General features: G+C 72.7%; 13 protein-coding genes. 3 read left to right on the top strand and 10 right to left on the bottom strand.

The window, feature by feature from the left end; all coding sequences use genetic code 11:
- Positions 1-40: 40 nt before the first annotated feature.
- The 7 genes from NH2_RS20850 to NH2_RS20820 all read right to left on the bottom strand — a co-directional run bounded on the left by NH2_RS20850 (position 41) and on the right by NH2_RS20820 (position 8,899).
- Entirely contained in the window at positions 41-496 is a 456-nt protein-coding gene (locus NH2_RS20850; RefSeq protein ID WP_067656941.1) for a B-4DMT family transporter, read from the bottom strand.
- Positions 497-600: 104 nt separating this feature from the next.
- Complete coding sequence (locus NH2_RS20845; protein ID WP_067657167.1) at positions 601-1,413, bottom strand: shikimate dehydrogenase; 813 nt, start codon at positions 1,411-1,413, stop codon at positions 601-603.
- A gap of 49 nt (positions 1,414-1,462) precedes the next feature.
- On the bottom strand, positions 1,463-3,001 hold the full coding sequence (mltG, locus tag NH2_RS20840) for an endolytic transglycosylase MltG (RefSeq protein ID WP_067656938.1): 1,539 nt from the start codon (positions 2,999-3,001) through the stop codon (positions 1,463-1,465).
- Between the two features lie 29 nt (positions 3,002-3,030).
- Positions 3,031-3,606, bottom strand: coding sequence for a Holliday junction resolvase RuvX (gene ruvX / locus NH2_RS20835; RefSeq protein WP_067656935.1), 576 nt, complete (start codon positions 3,604-3,606; stop codon positions 3,031-3,033).
- Positions 3,606-6,272 (bottom strand): alanine--tRNA ligase, encoded by a 2,667-nt coding sequence (gene alaS, locus NH2_RS20830; protein WP_067656932.1) that lies wholly within the window; start codon positions 6,270-6,272, stop codon positions 3,606-3,608. Before alaS ends, ruvX begins: the two co-directional genes overlap by 1 nt.
- An 11-nt stretch (positions 6,273-6,283) precedes the next feature.
- Positions 6,284-7,681, bottom strand: coding sequence for a replication-associated recombination protein A (locus NH2_RS20825; RefSeq protein WP_067656929.1), 1,398 nt, complete (start codon positions 7,679-7,681; stop codon positions 6,284-6,286).
- Positions 7,682-7,729: 48 nt separating this feature from the next.
- A complete protein-coding gene (locus NH2_RS20820; protein ID WP_067656927.1) occupies positions 7,730-8,899 on the bottom strand; it encodes a phosphotransferase family protein in 1,170 nt (389 codons plus the stop codon).
- Positions 8,900-9,317: 418 nt separating this feature from the next.
- Here NH2_RS20820 and NH2_RS20815 point away from each other — a divergent pair, with 418 nt between their 5' ends.
- Entirely contained in the window at positions 9,318-10,010 is a 693-nt protein-coding gene (locus tag NH2_RS20815) for a hypothetical protein (protein WP_067656925.1), read from the top strand.
- A gap of 169 nt (positions 10,011-10,179) precedes the next feature.
- Here NH2_RS20815 and aspS read toward each other — a convergent pair whose 3' ends face one another.
- Positions 10,180-11,991 carry an aspartate--tRNA ligase gene (aspS, locus tag NH2_RS20810; RefSeq protein WP_067657164.1) on the bottom strand — a complete coding sequence of 604 codons (1,812 nt, stop codon included), beginning with the start codon at positions 11,989-11,991 and terminating at the stop codon, positions 10,180-10,182.
- 166 nt (positions 11,992-12,157) lie between these two features.
- Here aspS and ypfJ point away from each other — a divergent pair, with 166 nt between their 5' ends.
- The gene (ypfJ, locus tag NH2_RS20805) at positions 12,158-13,078 is read left to right on the top strand and encodes a KPN_02809 family neutral zinc metallopeptidase (protein WP_067656922.1); all 921 of its coding nucleotides are present in this window, start codon (positions 12,158-12,160) and stop codon (positions 13,076-13,078) included.
- A 55-nt stretch (positions 13,079-13,133) separates the two neighbouring features.
- The gene (locus tag NH2_RS20800) at positions 13,134-13,661 is read left to right on the top strand and encodes a hypothetical protein (protein ID WP_067656919.1); all 528 of its coding nucleotides are present in this window, start codon (positions 13,134-13,136) and stop codon (positions 13,659-13,661) included.
- 36 nt (positions 13,662-13,697) lie between these two features.
- Here the strand turns inward: NH2_RS20800 and NH2_RS20795 are convergent, their stop codons facing one another.
- Both NH2_RS20795 and NH2_RS20790 read right to left on the bottom strand, forming a co-directional pair.
- Positions 13,698-15,335, bottom strand: a complete 1,638-nt coding sequence (locus tag NH2_RS20795) for a hypothetical protein (protein ID WP_067656916.1) — start codon at positions 15,333-15,335, stop codon at positions 13,698-13,700.
- Positions 15,332-15,640, bottom strand: coding sequence for a type VII secretion target (locus NH2_RS20790; RefSeq protein ID WP_067656913.1), 309 nt, complete (start codon positions 15,638-15,640; stop codon positions 15,332-15,334). Before NH2_RS20790 ends, NH2_RS20795 begins: the two co-directional genes overlap by 4 nt.
- Positions 15,641-15,776: the final 136 nt, after the last annotated feature.

Below are 15,776 nucleotides of genomic sequence, written 5' to 3'. Positions count from 1 at the left end.
GGGACAGCCCCTCCCTCGGCTGTCCCTTCGCCGGGCGAACCTACGCCGGGGCGGCCTGCGGGTGTGCACTCGTCTTACGACCCCCACCGGCCCTGCGACCGATCGCCGCGCCGATCAGTGCGGGCACGAAGATCAGCAGCACGATGAACGCGGCTCCGGCGGTCAGCTCGAAGAGCAGGCCGTTGTCCCCGAGGTCGAAGCGGGGCAGGAAGTCCAGGATCCAGGCCACCAGGCCGCTGCCGATCCCGCCGGCCAGCCCGGCCCGCAACCAGCGCATGGTCAGGTCGGCGCCCTGGCCGCCGCGCTCGATGCGCGCGCGATCGGCCCTGCCGTCCAGCACCCCCCAGGCGACGACCGCCGCCACCACTATCAGCAGGCACAGCAGCCGCAGCAGCGCGCCGTGGGTGGGCCAGTTCACCATCGCGAAGCCGAGCACGGCCCGCAGGAACACCACCAGCGCGCCGAGAACCACCGCGCGCAGCACCCATGTGTTCATGTCCACCTACCGTTCATGCCCATCACCATAACCACAGCACCGTACCGCTCCTGCGGAAATGCCCGGGTCGCCCGGCCCGGGGTGTCCGAGACGGGCGGATCCGGTCAGCCCGCGCGCGTCGCGGCGAGCGCGGCGCGCATGGCGGCGCGCGGCGCCGGCTGCCCGGTGAACTGCTCGACCTGTCCGAATGCCTGGTTCAGCAGCATCTCCAAGCCGCTCACCACGGTGTGCCCGGCGGCCGCGACGGCGCTCGCCAGCCGGGTGGGCCACGGGTGGTAGAGCGCGTCGAGAACGAGCGGGGCGAGGGCGACCGCCTCGCCGACCGCACCGGCGGCGTCGGCGGGGACGGTGCTGATCGCGACGTCGGCGGCGGCGCAGTGCTCGCGCAGCGCGTCGAGCCGGAAATCGGTGTGCGCGGCGCGCAGCCCCAGCCGCGCCGCCAGTTCCAGCGCACCGGCGGCGCGGCCCGCGTCCCTGGCCACCACGGTCACCTCGGCGGCGCCGAGCTCGCGCAGGGCCAGCAGCGCGGGGCGGGCGGTACCGCCGGCGCCGAGCACGACGGCGCGCGTGACCCGCTCGACCCCGGCCCCGCGCAATGCCCCGGCGACCCCGTCGACATCGGTGCAGTCGGCCCGCCAGCCCTCGGCGGTACGCACCAAGGTGTTGGCCGAGCCGACCAGCACCGCGCGATCGGTGCGCGACGAGGCGACGGCGAGCGCCGCCTCCTTGCCCGGCATGGTCACCGAGAGCCCGGCCCACTCCGGCCCCAGCCCGGCGACCAGCCCCGGCAGCGCGGCGGCAGCACACTCGATCCGCTCGTAGCTCCAGTCCAGCCCGAGCGCCCGGTAGGCCGCGAGGTGCAGCTGCGGCGAGCGCGAGTGCGCGATCGGGCTCCCGAGCACCGCGGCCCGCCGCACGCCCCCGGCCGCGGCGGGGCGTCCGGTGCCAGCCCCGGCAGCGCCGCCGTCAGCGCCCACTGTCGAGGATCCCGCTCTCCAATGCGCGGTCGATATTGCGCAGATGCTCGGAGTAGGACTCGGTGAAGAGCGTGGTCCCCTGCTGATCGATGGTCACGAAGTACAGCCACACGCCGGGTGTGGGGTTCTCCATGGCCTTCAGCGCCTCCAGCGAGGGCGAGGAGATCGGGGTGGCGGGCAGCCCGGCCATGGCGTAGGTGTTCCACGGCGTCCTGGTGGCCCGGTCCGCGTCGGTGGTCGCGACCTCGGTCTTGTCCAGCGCGTAGTTCACGGTGGAGTCGAACTGCAGGGGCTGGTCCACCTTCAGCCGGTTCACGATCACCCTGGCCACCTTGCCCATGTCCTGCGGAAGCGCCTCGCGCTCGACCAGCGAGGCGGCGATCAGCGTCTCGTACGGGGTGAGCTGGTTGGTTGCGCCGGACTGCAGCAGCCCGGCGGCCTCGTAGCTGCGCGCGCTGGCGCTCACCAGCTGCGCCAGGATCTGCTGCGCGGTGCCGCTCGGGTCGAAGTCGAGGGAGCCTGCCATGATCAGCCCCTCCAGCTGCCGCTGCCGGTCCGGAACCTCGCGCACCGCCTCGCGCGCCCACTCCGGGACGCCGAGCGCGGCCAGGTCGGCGGAGGCGCCCGCGGCGTCGAGTTCCTGGTAGGTCACGCACTTGCTGCCGAGGCAGCTGGCCGCGGCGATCTTGGTGTAGATCCCCTCCTTGCGCGAGCCGGTGTTCACGTCGTGCTGGTCGTGCAGCTGCCTGCCCTCGGAGACCACCACATTGCCCACCCTGGCATTGCCGCCGACCAGCTCGGCGACGGCCGCCTTGGCGGGGCTCCGGCTGGCGATGGCGTAGAAGCCGGGCTGCACCCCGCTCATCGCGGAGTTCTGCACGGCGGCCTCGTAGAAGGCGGCGCTGCTGGCGACCACCCCCCGGTCGTACATGGAGGCGGCGATCTGGGTGGCGGTGTCGCCGGACTTCACCTCGACCACCACCGGGTCGCCACCGGGCCCGGCGAAGTCCTCGGCCGGGGTGTACCCGCCGACCAGCTTGGTTCCGACATAGCCCACCGCCGCCACCACCAGCACCGCGAAGAGCGCGCCGATCAGCCAGAAGTTGCGCCTGCGCCGCTTGCGCTCCTCGGCCTTGCGGGAGGCGATCCGGGAGGACTCGCGGCCGGACCCACGCCGCGGGCGCGGCTCCGCGCCGTCCCGGCGCCGCCGCGGCTCACCGGACGGGCGCGGCCCGCGCGGACCGCGGTCGGCGGGAGGGCGCGGCGGCTCCTCGTCCGGGTAGTGCTCGGGGTCGGCGTGGCCGGGCGGGTCGTCCGGGTAGCCGCCGTCACCCGGGTAGGCCCCGGCCTGGTACGGCTCGTCGGGGTAGCCACCGGGCAGCTGGTCGTCGTAGCGCGGGATGACCCTGGTCTCGTCGTCGTAGCCGTCCCACTCGGGCTCGGCGGTCACCGGGGCCCTGCGCTTGTAGCGGCGCTCGGCCTCCTTCTGCCGGTAGCGCTCCTCGGCCCGCGCCCAGCGCTCAGACATGCCGGGGCGCCTCCCTCCGGTTCGAGCGGTCACACATGCGGCGGCACCTCTCCCTCGGGCCCCACCGTGCGTTCGACCGACTTCACCACCGAGCTCCGTTCGTCCAACCAACCCTGCAGGATCGCCACCGCCGCCGCCTGGTCGATCACCCGCCGGCTGCCGCGCGCGCGAACCCCGCTGTCCCGCAATGCACGTGCAGCTGACACGGTAGTCAACCGTTCGTCCGAGAGTCGGACGGGGACCGGTTGGACCGCTTCCCGCAACCGATCCGCGAATGCGAGCGCCACGGCGGCGGACGCGCCGTTCTCGCCCCGCAATGTTCGGGGCAGCCCGACGATCACCTCGACCGCTTCATACTCCCGCACAATCTCGGCTAATCGTGCGATATCCGGCGCCGTGGCGGAATCCGATCCCCGGCCCTTCGCCCGCGCCACCGTCTCCACCGGGGTCGCCAGGATGCCGTCGGGGTCGCAGGACGCCACGCCGACGCGCACGCTGCCGACGTCGATACCGATCCGCCTGCCGCGACCGGGGTCGCTCGCCGGATCCGGCCGGTCGGCGGAGCGCGCCACCGCCGACGGCCCGTGCCGTTCGGAATCAGCCATCAGCCGGCGAGTTCACCCACCCGGCCGCGCACCGCGGCCAGCCCCGCCTCGATGCCGGAGGGGTCGGAGCCGGAGCCCTGCGCCATCTCCGGCTTGCCGCCGCCGCGCCCGGCGATGCCGGGGCCGAAGCTGCTCACCAGGTCGCCTGCCTTCAGACCGAGCTCCTGGGCGGGTTTGTTCACCGCGACCACGAACGGCACCTTGCCATCGGCATTGCCGAGCAGCACCACTACGCCCGGCTCGGCGCCGAGCCTGCCCCTGATGTCGGTGGCCAGGGTGCGCAGATCGCCGCCGCCGATGCCCTCCGGCGCCGCGGCCGCGACCAGCAGCACCGCGCCGATCCGCTCGGCCCGCTCGGCGAAGGCGGCCGCGCTCGCCAGCACCGCGGCGGTGCGATTGCGCTCCAGCTCCTTCTCGGCCACCCGGAGCCGCTCCACGAGCTGCTCGACCCGGGCGGGCACCTCGTCGGAGGGCACCTTGAGCGAGGCGGCGACGCCGGCCAGCAGCGCCCGCTCCTTGGCCAGGTACTGGTACGAGTCGAGCCCGACGAAGGCCTCGACGCGGCGCACGCCGGAGCCGACCGATGCCTCGCCGAGCAGCGTGATCGGACCGATCTGCGAGCTGTGCTGCACGTGCGTGCCGCCGCAGAGCTCCATGGAGAACGGGCCGCCGATCTCGACGACGCGCACCTCGGAGCCGTAGTTCTCGCCGAAGAGCGCGAGCGCGCCCATCCGCTTGGCCTCGGTGAGGTCGGTGACGAAGGTGTTCACCGGGAAGTCGGCGCCGACGGCGTCGTTGGAGACCGCCTCGATATCGGCGCGCTGCTGCTCGGAGAGCTGGCCCTGCCAGTTGAAGTCGAAGCGCAGGTAGCCGGGCTTGTTCAGGGAGCCCGCCTGCACCGCGTTCGGGCCGAGCACCTGACGCAGCGCGGCGTGCACCATGTGCGTGCCGGAGTGGCCCTGGGTGGCGCCGCGCCGCCAGGCCGGGTCGGCCTGCGCCAGCACCGCATCGCCCTCGGTGACGGCGCCCTGCTCGACGGTGCCCTTGTGCACCCACAGCTTCTTGGCGATCTTCTGCACGTCGTCGACGCGCAGCTTCAGCCCGGTGGCGGTGATGCTGCCGCGGTCGGCGATCTGCCCGCCGGACTCCGCGTAGAGCGGGCTGCGATCCAGGATCACCTCGACCCGCTGCCCCTCGGAGGCGACCGGCACCCGGACCCCGTCGACCAGCAGCGCCAGCACGGTGGCCTCGGAGGTGAGCTCGGCGAAGCCGGTGAACTCGGTGGCGCCGCGGTCGATCAGCTCCTTGTAGACGCTGAGGTCGGCGTGCGCGTGCTTGCGCGCGGCGGCATCGTCCTTGGCGCGCTGCCGCTGCTCGGCCATGAGCGAGCGGAAGCCCGCCTCGTCGACGGTGAGCCCGGCCTCGGCGGCCATCTCCAGGGTGAGGTCGATCGGGAAGCCGTAGGTGTCGTGCAGGGTGAACGCCTCGGCGCCGGGGATCGTGCTGCTGCCCGCGGCCTTCACCTCGGTGACGGCGTTGTCGAACCGGGTGGAGCCGGTGCTCAGGGTCTTGAGGAAGGCGGTCTCCTCGCCGACGGCGACGGTCTCGATCCGCCGGAAGTCGGTGCCGAGCTCCGGGTAGGAGGGCGCCATGAGCTCGGTGACGACGGTGATCAGCTCGGCCATCACCGGCTTCTCCGCGCCGAGCAGCCGGGCCGAGCGCACGATCCGGCGCAGCAGCCTGCGCAGCACGTAGCCGCGGCCGTCGTTGCCCGGGTTCACGCCGTCCGAGATGAGCATGGCGGAGCTGCGCGCGTGATCGGCGATGACCCGGAAGCGCACGTCGTCGCCGGCGTCGGCGCCGTAGGCGCGGCCGGTCAGCTGCTCGGCCTTGGCGATGATGGGGCGCAGCAGGTCGGTCTCGTAGACGTTCTCCACGCCCTGCAGCAGCATGGCGATCCGCTCGACGCCCATGCCGGTGTCGATGTTCTTCTTCGGCAGCGTGCCGACCGGCGGGTGGCCCTGCTTGGGGCTCTGCTCGCCGCGGATGTCCTGCATGAAGACGAGGTTCCAGATCTCGATGTAGCGATCCTCGTCGGCGACCGGGCCGCCCTCGCGGCCGTAGGCGGGGCCGCGGTCGTAGTAGATCTCCGAGCACGGGCCGCCGGGGCCGGGCACGCCCATGTCCCAGTAGTTGTCCTTGCCGTCGCGGAACTGGATCCGCTCGGCCGGGATGCCCGCGACCCGCTGCCAGATCTCGGCGGCCTCGGGGTCCGACTCGTAGGCGGTGACCCAGATCCGCTCCGGGTCGAAGCCGTAGCCGCCCTGATCCTGCGGCTTGGTGATCAGCTCCCAGGCGAAGCCGATCGCCCCCTCCTTGAAGTAATCGCCGAAGGAGAAGTTGCCCGCCATCTGGAAGAAGGTGTTGTGCCGAGTGGTGATGCCGACCTCGTCGATATCACCGGTGCGCACGCACTTCTGGACGCTGGTCGCGCGCGGGTAGGGCGGCTCCTCCTGCCCCAGGAAGTACGGCTTGAACTGCACCATTCCCGCGTTCACGAACAGCAGGTTGGGGTCCGCCAGGATCAGCGAGGCGCTGGGCACCTCGGTGTGTCCGGCACGGACGAAATGGTCCAGGAAGCGCCGTCGGATGTCGTGGGTCTGCACGGAAGTCCAGCCTACCGGCCCGGTTCATCCGATTTTCCGCTGCCCGGCCCGGCGCGCAGCCCGCGCACGATCCGGCGCAGCTTTCCGACCCGCGCGGCGACCTCGCGCTCGGCGCCGTGCTCGGTCGGCGCGTAGTAGTCGACGCCGACCAGCTCGTCCGGCGGGTACTGCTGGGCGAGCACCCCGCCGGGGTGGTCGTGCGGGTAGCGGTACCCCTGCGCATTGCCGAGCGCGGCGGCGCCTGCGTAGTGCCCGTCGCGCAGGTGCGGCGGCACCGAGCCGGCCTTGCCCGCGCCGACGTCGGCGAGCGCCGCGCCGAGCGCGGCGACCACCGCGCCGGATTTCGGCGCGGTCGCGAGGTGGATGGTGGCCTGGGCCAGCGCCAGTTTGGCCTCCGGCATGCCGATCAGCTGCACCGCCTGCGCGGCGGCGATGGCGGTCTGCAGCGCCATCGGGTCGGCCATGCCGATGTCTTCGCTGGCATGCACCACCAGCCGGCGCGCGATGAACCGCGGGTCCTCGCCCGCGCTGATCATCCGGGCCAGGTAGTGCAGCGCGGCGTCCACGTCGGAGCCGCGGATGGACTTGATGAAGGCGCTGATCACGTCGTAGTGCTGGTCGCCCGCGCGGTCGTAGCGCACGGCGGCCTCGTCCACGCTGGCCTCGACCAGGGCCAGGTCGACGGTGCCGCCGGGGGCCGAGGAGGTGGCCGCCTCCAGTGCGGTGAGCGCCCGCCTGGCATCGCCCGCCGCGATCCGGACCAGGTGCTCCATGGCCTCGTCGGTGACGGTGCAGGCGCCGCCGAGGCCGCGCGGGTCGTCGAGTGCGCGGTTCAGCACCGCGCGGATGTCGTCCGGGGTGAGCGGGCGCAGCTGCAGCACCAGCGAGCGGGAGAGCAGCGGCGAGACCACGGAGAAGGACGGGTTCTCGGTGGTGGCGCCGACCAGCAGCACGATCCGGTTCTCCACCGCGGCGAGCAGCGCGTCCTGCTGGGTGCGGGAGAAGCGGTGCACCTCGTCGATGAAGAGCACGGTCTGCTCGCCGGCGGTGAGCCTGCGCCGGGCCAGCTCGATGACCCCGCGCACCTCCTTGACCCCGGCGGAGAGCGCGGAGAGCGCCTCGAAGCGGCGGCCGGTGGCGGTGGAGACGAGCGCGGCGAGCGTGGTCTTCCCGGTCCCCGGCGGGCCGTAGAGCAGCACCGAAGCCGCGCCGGAGCCCTCGACCAGGCGGCGCAGCGGCGAGCCGGGGCCGAGCAGGTGCTGCTGGCCGACCACCTCGTCGAGCGTCCGGGGCCGCATCCGGACGGCGAGCGGAACCAGGTCGCCGCCACCGGCGCCGCGGAATTCGACGGCGCCGCGCTCCGGTTCGGCGGCCGCCGAACCGGGCACGTCGAACAGCCCTTCGCTCATGGGTTCGACCGTACCGGCCTGGTCCGACGCGGCTACCGAGCCGAGCGGTCAGACCGACCAGCGCTCCTCCAGCGTCGCCGAGACCCGCTCGGCGAAATCACCGACGTGGTCGTCACCGATGCAGCGGGCGTCCTCGGCCAGCGCGGCCCACCGGTTGATCAGCGCCTCGGAGCGCGGCACCGAGAGACCGTGCTCGCGGGCGGCGGCGATCCGCAGATGGTCGACGGGGAGGAACCAGTAGGTGCTCAGCCACACCCAGATGAGCCTGGCCTCCAGGATCCGCTCGGCGAGCATCGCGTCGTCGGCGAGCGCGGGCCAGACCCCGACCACCTCGGAGCGCCAGGCCTCGATCATCTGCTGCGCCCGGTTCCGGGAGAGCTCGACGTCGCAGAGGCAGCCGGGGAAGGAGACCAGCGCGTACGCGACGTCCAGCGAGGCGTCCCGGAATCCGCCCCACTCGTAATCGAGGAAGCGCGCGCCCTCCTCGTTCAGGATGACGTTGTCCGGGCACAGGTCGGAGGGGCTGAAGGCGCGGAAGCGGCCCGCGGTGAAGAGCCGGTTGCCGCGCACGATGCGCTCGGCGATCTCGCCGGGCACGTCGACGCCGAGCTCGCGCTCCAGCATGCCGGGCACCTCGGAGACCGCGGCCTGCGCCTGCTGGGCGATGCCGTCCATCCGGTGCACCACCTCGACCCGGCGCAGCAGCGCGACGAAATCGGCCTCCCGGCCGACGGTCGCGGCGTGCATCCGGCCGAGCGCCTGCGCGTACGCCATCAGGCCGTTGTGCGTCGCGCTCGGGGTGCCCGCGCGCAGCACGTGGGTCATCTTGGCGTTCTCGCCGAGGTCGCTGAGGATCAGCAGCCGGGCGGGCAGGTCGTAGGCGACGAGGTAGGCACCGGGGCGGTGCTCCCGGCTGAGCGCGGTGGTGAACTGGTAGGACACGGCTTCGCGCAGGAAGGCGGAGTCGCTGCCCGTGACCCCGGGCGCCACGCTGCCCGACCCGCCGACCGCGCCGGAGCCGTTCACCTGCTTGACGATCAGCGTGCGGGGTAGCGAGAAGGCGTTCTCCGCGACGCGGACCCGCAGAACCGTGGTTCTGCCACTCCCGCCGAGTTCGGTCGGGTCACTCAGCTTCACCGGAGCGCCCATCCGCTTTGTGAGCAAATGTTGCGCTGCGGCCACGACTTCGGCGGCGCGTTCGGCCAATAGTGCGGTCATCGTCTCTCAAAGTACTCGCATCGGGTCACTTTCAGCGAGCGGTTCGACAACCTTTCCGCGTCGCCCGGCGTGTCCCGCACCGCCACCGCGCAACACGCGCCGCCGTGCTTGACATCGCCCGCGCGAGTCGGGTTGTCTCGATCTCGACCGTGGTGTGGCACACCATGATCCGACCTTCGGCGTGGGCATACCGTCTCCGCGTCGGCTGCGCGTTCCGCCGCCACCGCCCCCGCGTCGAAAGGGTCCACGGACGATGACCGAAAGCCACGGCCAGCCCGGCTCGCAGCCTCAGGGTACCGGTCCGAAGCACACCGCGCCGCAACCCGCGCCGCCCGGTTCCGGGTACGGACCGGATGGTCCGGGTTACGGGGGTCCGGCATACGGCCCGCAAGGCACCGGGCCGGACCCCACCGGGCAGATGTACACCGGCTCCGGCGCGAGCGCATACCCGGACGATCGGCCGCAGTACGGCTACGAGAACCGCGCGCCGGCGACGCTCGATGTCGGGCGGGCGATCAGCTACGGCTGGGAGAAGTTCCGCGCCGACGCGCCGACCTGGATCGCGGTCTCCGCGCTGGGCGTGCTGCTCTACCTGGTCTTCGTGCTCGTGGTCCGGATCTTCGAGCCGACCTCGCTGTTCGGCGTGCTGCTGCTGTTCCTCGTCCTGATCGTCGGCGTCTGGGTGCTGCAGGCGGCCATGATCCGCGGGGCGCTCTACGAATGCGACGGGCACCGGCCCACATTCGGCGCCTTCTTCCAGTACCTGAACGCGGGCAATGTGGTGCTCACCGCGCTGCTCGCCTTCACCCTCACGCTGCTGGCGTCGGCGTTCTGCCTGCTGCCCGGGATCGTGGTCGGGGTGCTGTGCATGTTCTCGCTGCACTTCGCGATCGACCAGGACCTGGGGCCGTTCGGCGCGCTGAAGGCGAGCGCCGGGCTGGTGGTCGGCAATCTCTGGCCGGTCGTGCTGCTGACGCTGGCCGTGCTGGTGATCACGCTCCTGGGGTTGCTGGCCTGCGGGCTCGGGCTGCTGGTGGCGTTCCCCATCGCGACCCTCGCGGTGACCTACGCCTTCCGCACGCTCACCGGTGGCGCGCTGTCGCCGGTCTGACCGATCGCCGGGCGCGCGAAGGAAGCTGGGTAGCCCTGCGACCGGCCCGGACCACATCCGCGACCGGGTCGCGCGGAGGGCGGCACTCCGCGCGTGCCGCCTTCTCCCCGACGCGGCGGGCGCCGCGGAACGTGTCCGGCGGCGGTTCACGACCGCCGCCGAGAGACGCTCAGCCCTGCGGCGCGGCCGCCGCGACTCCGTTCCCCTTCGACGCGTCCTTGTGCTGCGGCTTGGCGTCCAGCCCGGCCTCCCTGCGCTGCTGCGGGGTGATCGGGGCGGGGGCGTCGGTGAGCGGGTCGACCCCGTTGCCGGTCTTCGGGAAGGCGATGACCTCGCGGATCGAGTCCAGCCCGGCCAGCAGCGCGACGATCCGGTCCCAGCCGAAGGCGATGCCGCCGTGCGGCGGAGCGCCGAAGGCGAAGGCGTCGAGCAGGAAGCCGAACTTCTCCCGGGCCTCCTCCGGCTCGATCCCCATCACCGCGAAGACCCGCTCCTGCACGTCGCGGCGGTGGATGCGGATGCTGCCGCCGCCGATCTCGTTGCCGTTGCAGACGATGTCGTAGGCGTAGGCCAGCGCCGAGCCCGGGTCGGTGTCGAAGGTCGCCAGCGACTCCGGCTTGGGCGAGGTGAAGGCGTGGTGCACGGCGGTCCACGCCGAGTGCCCGAGCGCGACGTCGCCGCCCGCGGTGGCGTCCGCGGCGGGCTCGAAGAGCGGGGCGTCCACGATCCAGACGAAGGACCAGGCGTTCTCGTCGATCAGCCCGACCTTGCGCGCGATCTCACCGCGCGCCGCGCCGAGCAGCCCGCGCTGCGCCTTCGCGGGCCCGGCCGCGAAGAAGACGCAGTCGCCGGGCGCAGCGCCGACGTGCGCGGCCAGCCCGGCCCGCTCCTCGTCGCTGAGGTTCTTGGCCACCGGCCCGCCCAGCTCGCCGTCGGCCCCGATCAGCACGTAGGCCAGCCCCTTGGCGCCGCGCTGCTTGGCCCACTCCTGCCAGGCGTCGAGCTGACGCCGGGGCTGGCTCGCGCCGCCCGGCATGACGACCGCGCCCACGTACGGCGCCTGGAACACCCGGAACGGAGTGTTCGCGAAGTACTCGGTGCACTCGGTGATCTCGACGCCGAAGCGCAGGTCCGGCTTGTCCGAGCCGTAGCGCCGCATGGCCTCGGCGTAGGTCATGTGCGGGATCGGGGTGGGGATCTCGTAGCCGATCAGCTTCCACAGCGCGGCCAGGATCTCCTCGGCCAGCAGGATCACGTCCTCCTGCCGGACGAAGCTCATCTCCAGGTCCAGCTGGGTGAACTCGGGCTGCCGGTCGGCGCGGAAGTCCTCGTCCCGGTAGCAGCGCGCGATCTGGTAGTAGCGCTCGATGCCGCCGACCATGAGCAGCTGCTTGAACAGCTGCGGGCTCTGCGGCAGCGCGTAGAAGCTGCCCGGCTGCAGCCGCGCGGGCACCAGGAAGTCGCGCGCGCCCTCCGGGGTGGAGCGGGTCAGCGTCGGCGTCTCGACCTCGACGAACTCGTGCCCGGCCAGCACCGCGCGGGCGGCGGCGTTGGCCTTGGAACGCAGCCGGATGGCGTGCGCGGGGGTGTCCCGGCGCAGGTCCAGGTAGCGGTGCTTGAGCCTGGCCTCCTCGCCGGGCTGCTCGTCCAGCTGGAACGGCAGCGGGGCGCTCTCGTTCAGCACCTCCAGCTCGGTGACGTCGATCTCGACGGCGCCGGTCGGCAGCTCCGGGTTCTCGTTGCCGTCCGGACGCTGCTCCACCACGCCGGTGATCAGCACGCAGTACTCGGCGCGCAGCCGGTGCGCCTGCGCGGCGGCCTCACCCTGCCGGAACACCGCCTGCACCACCCCGGAGGCATCGCGCAGATCGATGAAGATCACGCCACCGTGGTCCCGCCGCCGGGCCACCCATCCGGTCAGGGTGACGGTCTGGCCGGCGTGCTCGCTTCGCAGCGAGCCGGCCAAGTGGGTGCGCAGCACGGGGTTCCTTTCGACGGGGTCCGGGCACCGGTGGGGCGCGACCAGTGCGGTCGCCATCGTAGTGAGACCCGCCGGGCAAGGGAAAACCGATATCCGTCCACCCGGACCGGGTATAGCCGTGCCAAGCTGTACCGGCGCGCGGGCAGTTCGAACAGAAAGCGACGACATGACCTTCAACGAGGGCCTGCAGATCGACCCGAATCGAGCCTCGAGCGGCGGGCCGGGGCGGGGCGGCAAGATCGCGCTCGGCGGTGGTGCGGGCGGCATCGTCCTGGTGGTGCTCGCGCTGCTGCTCGGCGGCGACCCCGGCTCCATCCTCGGCCAGTTCACCGGGGCGGACGGCGGCGGCGGGTCGAGCGCCACCGAGGGCACCCCCGAGCACTGCGAGACCGGGGCGGACGCCAACCGCTACGTGGACTGCCGGGTGGTGCTCACCGCGGAGAGCCTGGACGCGGTCTGGGCCGAGCAGCTGCCCGCGCAGACCGGGGTGCAGTACGAGGAGCCGAAGCTGGTGCTCTTCTCCGGCGCGGTGAGCACCGGCTGCGGCAATGCCACCAGCGAGGTCGGCCCGTTCTACTGCCCGGCGGACAACTCCGCCTACTTCGACACCTCGTTCTTCCAGGAGCTGGTGGACCGGTTCGGCTCCAGCGGCGGGCCGCTGGCCCAGGAGTACGTCGTCGCGCACGAGGTCGGGCACCACATCCAGACCCAGCTCGGCGATATCGCCAGGGCGCAGAACGACCCGCAGGGCGCGGAGTCCGGCGCGGTCCGCACCGAGCTGCAGGCCGACTGCTACGCCGGGCTCTGGGCGCACTACGCCGACAAGACGCCGGCGCCGGGCGGCGACATCCCGTTCCTGAAGCCGCTCACGGAGACCGACATCTCCGACGCGCTCTCGGCGGCGGCGGCGGTCGGCGACGACCGGATCCAGCGGGCTTCGCAGGGTCGGGTGAATCCGGAGGCGTGGACGCACGGCTCCTCCGACCAGCGGCAGAAGTGGTTCCTGACCGGGTACCGAACCGGCCGGTTGGACGCGTGCGACACCTATTCGGCGCGAAACCTGGACAACCCCCCTGCCCTGCGCTGACCATCGTCTGCGGCGCGGGAACACCCCCGAAGCCGTTCCGACAGAAGGACACACGATGCGACGAGCACTGCTGCTGCCGGTGCTGCTGATCTCTGCCCTGCTCGGCGGGGCGGGCACCGCACAGGCCGAGCCCGCGACGCCGAGCGCGCAGCCGCCTGCCACCGCCGTTCCGCTGCTCACCCTGACCGCGATTCCGAACGGCTGGCAGACCAGGGTGGACCTCCGCCCCGAGCTCCAGGTGTACGCCGACGGCAGGGCGGTGCGGGTGCCGGACGCGATCGCCGCGAACCGCGCGCCGGACGCCACGCCGCGCGAGGTCGAGGGGACGGTCCCGGCGGACGTCCTGAAGGCGGCGGTGAGCGAGACGGCGGAGCTGGCGAAGCTGGACCTCGGCATGCCGTCCGTCTCCGACCAGGGCTCGCGCATCATCGACGTCATGCCGGCGCAGGACGCCGAGGCGGTGCACGCCATCGTCTACGCCCCCGGCTTCACCGACGGGCTGAACGACGACCAGAAAAAGGCGCGGGACCGATTCGATCGGCTCTACCGCACGGTGATCGACGCCTTCGAGGAGAAGCGCTGAGCTGATCCGGGGCGGGCCGCCGCCCGCCCCGGAAGCTCAGAACTGATCCTGGTCGTAGTCGGTGCCGAACAGCTCGTCGGTGTGCGTCGCCCCGATCACCTCGGGCGTCGACTCCCCGAGCGGGCCGGTGAGGTCGTCGTTGCCGGTGCGGCTCTGGTAGGGCTGCACGTTCCGGCCGTGCTCGTCGTCGCCGCGCTGGCCTGCCCCCGCCGCGCCCGGCGCGCCGCCCATGAAGCCGGACGAGCCGGAGGTGGAGGTCGCCGTCGAGCTCGGCACGCCGGTGGCCAGCGGGGATCCCGGCATGCCCGGGACTCCGCGCATCGGCGATACCAGCGCGTTCGGCAGCGGGGTCGTCACCTTGGGCGTGCCGGTGCCGTTCGGCGTACCCGGGCTGTAGCCGGGGGTGCCGGAGCGGGTCGGCGAGCCGGGCACGATGCCCGGCGTGCCGTGCGTGGTGCTCGGCGTTCCGCTCGGCGTCACCGAGGCCGGGGTGGTGGAGGGGGTGCTGCCCGGGACGGTCGAGCTGTCCAGCCCGGCGGCGGTGGTCGCCGACTCCACGCCGTCCGTGGCCTGCGACATGATCGGCTCGGCGATGTTCTGCATCACCGCCTGCGCCACCTCCTGCGGCGCGGGCCCGCCACCGGGCGCGATCAGCTGGTTGACCGCCGCCGTGAGCTCGGCCGTCTTCCCGGCCAGGTCGCCGCGGGTGGCATTGGCCACCGCCACCGCCTGGCCGAGGTGCTCGGTGGCGGTCGCCATGAGCGTGGCCTGCGCGGGCGGGGTGACGATCACCGGCGCCAGCGCGACCGCCTGGGTGGCGAGCGAGGAGGCGATGCCGAGCAGCTGCGCGTTGCCCTGCTGCACCGCGGCCGCGGCGCGCTGGGTGATCTCCGAGATGTCGATCCCGCGCTGGCTGGTCTCGGTGGCCTGGTTCTGCGCCTGCTGCCCGACCACCTGGGCATTGCGCGCGGCCTGGCCCTGCCACAGCTGGTCGACGGTGCTGAGGCTGCCCTTCGCCACCTGCATGGCGGTGTCGATGATCTTGGAGGAGGCGCTGAGGATGGCGGTCGGGTCGAGCGCGCCGAGCACGCCGGTGCCGAAGCTGCCGAGCAGGTCGAGGATCGGCTTCATGAGCAGGTCGACGCCGGGCAGCGCGGGCAGCGCGAGCCCGTTCAGCAGCGCGCCCACCGGGTCGGCGGGGAGCGCGGGCAGCGGCGCCGCGGCGGCGCCGGTCTCGGCGCCGCCGAGCAGCCCGCTGTCCTGCGCGGCCTGCTGCACGCCGCTCGTCACCGGCGCCACGGCGGTGCCGAGCGCCGAGGTGGCCTGCTGCGCCAGCTGATTCGCGCCGTCCAGGACCCCCGTTGCGGTGCCGAGCAGCGCGTCGGCCTCGGGCGGCAACCCGGCGAGTACATCCTGCGCGCCGTCGCCGCCGCCCTGCCCGGAGAGCCCGGGCAACCCGCCGGGCACGGCCGCGGTATGGCCCGGCTCGTCCGTGATCCGCTGCGACAGCACGAATTCCGGCGCCTCGACCGGCTCCAGGTCGGCGGGCAGCTGCGGCAGCACCACGTCCTGGATCGCGTACCGCGACGGGTCGGCGGTGGCGGTGAGCGCCTCGTGCGCGAGCCGCTCCGGCTCCGCGGCCGGGGCGATCACCCCGGAATCCAGCGGCCTCACAGCGCGCCCCCGATCGCGGCGCCGCTGGCGAACTCCTGGCCGTCGAAGGCCGCGGCCGCGTTGAACGCGGAGTTCGAGAGCTCGCCCACCTTGCCCGAGAGATCGTTGATATCGCGCGCCTGCAATACCTGCGCGGCCGCGAACATGACCAGGTAATCGGCCCCGATCAGGCCGAAGACCGGCGTCAGCGCGGACACATTGGCCACCGCGTCGAAATTCCCCGCCCCGGCGATCTGCCCCGCCACCCCGGCATTCGTCGCGGCGAAATCCCGCACCCCGTCGGTGTCCACCGAGAGATCGGTCATTCGAGTTGCCCCCCCACCATCGTCGTACACGTTCGTCGGCCCAATATAACGCAGAGCGCTGCACCGATTCAGCCTGCCGAACACCCGAGGAAAGTAGAACGTGTTGCAATCTAGAACAAGTTCTATATTCTCGTCG

It is taken from the genome of Nocardia harenae NBRC 108248 (assembly GCF_001612885.1).
Taxonomy (GTDB): domain Bacteria; phylum Actinomycetota; class Actinomycetes; order Mycobacteriales; family Mycobacteriaceae; genus Nocardia; species Nocardia harenae.
The sequence above is the reverse complement of the archived record's forward strand: the minus strand, read 5'-3'. Positions and strand labels throughout refer to the sequence as shown.